We start from the raw sequence: 2,838 nt of genomic DNA, 5'->3' as shown, positions 1-2,838 counted from the left end.
GGCATTCGCAATGGTCGGTATCTCGAAATCCTCGGGATTCATGGCCCCTGGCATTTTTTCATTCAGGAATGGTCCCTCCAGATGCCACCCCAGAGGTCTCGCTCCCTCGACGGTTGCCAACTTGGGACTCAAAGTTGTCATGACGTGCTGGAGAGTGGCAATGCGCGCGCCCACGGTCGTCGGCAGAAATGACGTGACGCCGGCATGTGGCAGGCCTGTCGCCATACACTCGAGAGCTTCGCTGCTCGCTTCCATGATGTCGTGCCCGCCGTACCCGTGAATATGGACGTCAATGAAGCCGGGGGCAACAAGGAGGCCCGTCGCATCGAGAACTTCAATTCCAGAAGGTTGCTCTGTGAGAGTGTGTTTGATCCGGCCAGCCTCAATTTCGATCCAGAACGTACCCCGCAGTTCATCGGGTGTAAAAAGGCGGTCGGTCTTGATGACATAGTGCGAAGATGCCGGTATGTTCATGGTCTTCTCCTTTCGAATACAGCAGGACATGAAAGAACCCTGGCTCCGGTCAGGACACCTGGGGACGTTGCACATCAACCCGGTTGCCAGTGTCGGCGGATTGATAGCAGGCATCGACTACGCGATGTGTCCAGCCAGCCTCCGCAAGAGTCGGGCGGGCCGCGAACCTAACATCGCCGCCTGTACAACCGTCCAGAAATGTATAGATGCTTGCAGCATGCATGTCACACATGAGTCCCATCGACATTTTCGAACTTGGAAACGCAGTCTTCAGGTAGGTTACCCACGGATCGTCCAGAACGACGTCCTGCGTGACGTCACGCGAAGCCGCATCCATGACGACCGCTCGCCCACGCTGAAGGTCAACTGTCACTGAACCCTTCGTTCCAAAGACCTCAAAGGCAAAGGTTCCTTCACGTCCGGCATGTACCCGCGAAACCTCAATCGTTCCCGTGCTGCCATTCACCAGGTCTGCCGTGACCAGTGCCCAGTCGTCCACATCGACGCGGGACATTCCATCTGGGGCTCCCATACGGGGACGCTCGCCAACAACTGTTCTGGTTACGCAGCGCACGGCTTCGAATTCGCCGGCGACCATGCGCACGGCATCGACCATATGAAGACCCAGGTCGACAAGCGCGCCACCACCAGATTCCTTGCGACTCAAGCGCCACGTCATTGCTCGCTGAGTGTTGAGATAACTGGCATGCAGCAGGACAGCCCTCCATGTCACGACATTGCCGATGACGCCCGCTCGAACAATCGCGCGCGCAGCTGCCATAGCAGGAAGGAAACGGTACACGAGGGCAGTCTGGTTCAGGACGCCTGCATTGTCTGCCTTCCGGGCCAGTTCAAGTGTAAGCTCGCCGCTCAGGTCCACCGGTTTCTCACAGTAGACAGGGACATGTACCGCGACTGCCGCCTCAACAAGAGGGTGATGTGAGGCGTTTGGGGTGCACACGTCCAGCATGTCGATCTGGGCACACGTCGAAGATACGGATTCATAAGGGAGGGCTCGAGAAAACTCGAACCGATCAGCTTCATTCGGGTGTGACGTATAGATTGTGTCAAACATGACTCGCGCCGGAACTTCTGCGTACATCGCTGGCAGTGCCCGATAACACATCCAGTGGATGCGGCCGATGAAACCAGTCCCCGCAAGGCCAAGTCGAACCGGCCGCATATTCTCAGACACGGTACAGACGGTCTGCGTACTTGGCTGTGTACTGCTTGTTGAATTCAGGGCCCCCGTCCACATTGGCGCTCATGAACACCGGTGGAACATAACCAGCCTCCAGCATCTCGCGGATAGCGAAGACCATAGTCTGATCGACCAGGATGTCCGAACTGATGCTCGACGTTCCGGCGATCTTGGTGGGAAGACCCGGAAGTTCGATAGTAGCATCTCCTTCGACACTGTGATTGTCCAGGATGACATCTGCAAGTTGCCACAGCATCTTGCCGCTCGAATGGCGCGACGTACTGTGTTTGCCGACTTCGAGAGCGGTGACGGCAATGACCGGTACGCCGATCGACCGTGCAACCATTGCCATCTCGATAATCAGAGGATTCCGACCCGAGTTGCTGATGATGAACAGACAATCGTTCTTCTGGATATCCCACATCTCGGCGAATGTCGTTCCCACGCCTTCGATGCGTTCATAATGGCCGCCCGATAGTTCCTTGACCTGTTTGGATGGAATAAGGCCGCCCGCCCGCCCGCAAATCTCGATGGCAACAGATGCAGAATGCCCGCTGCCAAAAGCCTGCAGGATTCCACCGCTCATGATACTCTGCGCAACAATGTGACCTGCCTTGCGCATGTTGCCCTCTTCCTGCTTCAGGACAGGAATCAGCTCCTCGATCTTGTCAAAGAATTCCAGTGCCATTCCGACCTCCCAACTCGTATCCATTTTTTCTGCCGACAACGATCCGTCTACAGCAAACCCTTCTTTCGGAGAAGTTCGACCAGATCCAGCGCACGGTCATTGCCGCTGCGCTGGGGAGTAATCTTGTAGCCCATGTCCCCAATAGCCTTGAATGCCTCTGCATCCTCTGTCGTCACAGCTATCCATGGAAGAACCATCACATATTTGGTTCCCTGGACAGGAGCCTGATTACCGACATTGATGCTCTTCGGCTTGAATCCACCCTGCATAAGTGCCAGTGCACCCTGCGCATTGCGCGCAATAATGAGGACACTCTCGTGGGCAGGATCCATGGAAGAAAGCAATTTCAAACCGTCAGCAATGGTGACGACCGAAGTTGGGAGTCCACGCGCTGCCTGTGGCAGCACAATGCGCTGAATCGGATCGGCTGCGACCTTGTCGTCGGCAACAATAATACGCTTGGCGCCATAGTAGC

At 56.1% G+C, this 2,838-nt stretch carries 3 protein-coding genes and 1 pseudogene; all 4 read right to left on the bottom strand.

Annotated features, from left to right (window positions below):
- Window positions 1-474, bottom strand: a pseudogene (locus tag SMC5_RS07495) (amidohydrolase family protein); the annotation flags it as partial.
- A gap of 49 nt (window positions 475-523) precedes the next feature.
- Window positions 524-1,657, bottom strand: coding sequence for a Gfo/Idh/MocA family protein (locus SMC5_RS10460; RefSeq protein ID WP_165849021.1), 1,134 nt, complete (start codon window positions 1,655-1,657; stop codon window positions 524-526).
- Window positions 1,658-1,661: 4 nt separating this feature from the next.
- Window positions 1,662-2,363, bottom strand: coding sequence for an SIS domain-containing protein (locus SMC5_RS07480; RefSeq protein ID WP_119087919.1), 702 nt, complete (start codon window positions 2,361-2,363; stop codon window positions 1,662-1,664).
- A gap of 47 nt (window positions 2,364-2,410) precedes the next feature.
- A partial coding sequence (locus tag SMC5_RS07475) for a PTS sugar transporter subunit IIB (protein ID WP_119120210.1) occupies window positions 2,411-2,838 on the bottom strand: 428 nt, incomplete at its 5' end.

Origin of the sequence: Candidatus Cryosericum odellii (assembly GCF_003570935.1) — a bacterium.
GTDB classification, from domain to species: domain Bacteria; phylum Caldisericota; class Caldisericia; order Cryosericales; family Cryosericaceae; genus Cryosericum; species Cryosericum odellii.
The sequence above is the reverse complement of the archived record's forward strand: the minus strand, read 5'-3'. Positions and strand labels throughout refer to the sequence as shown.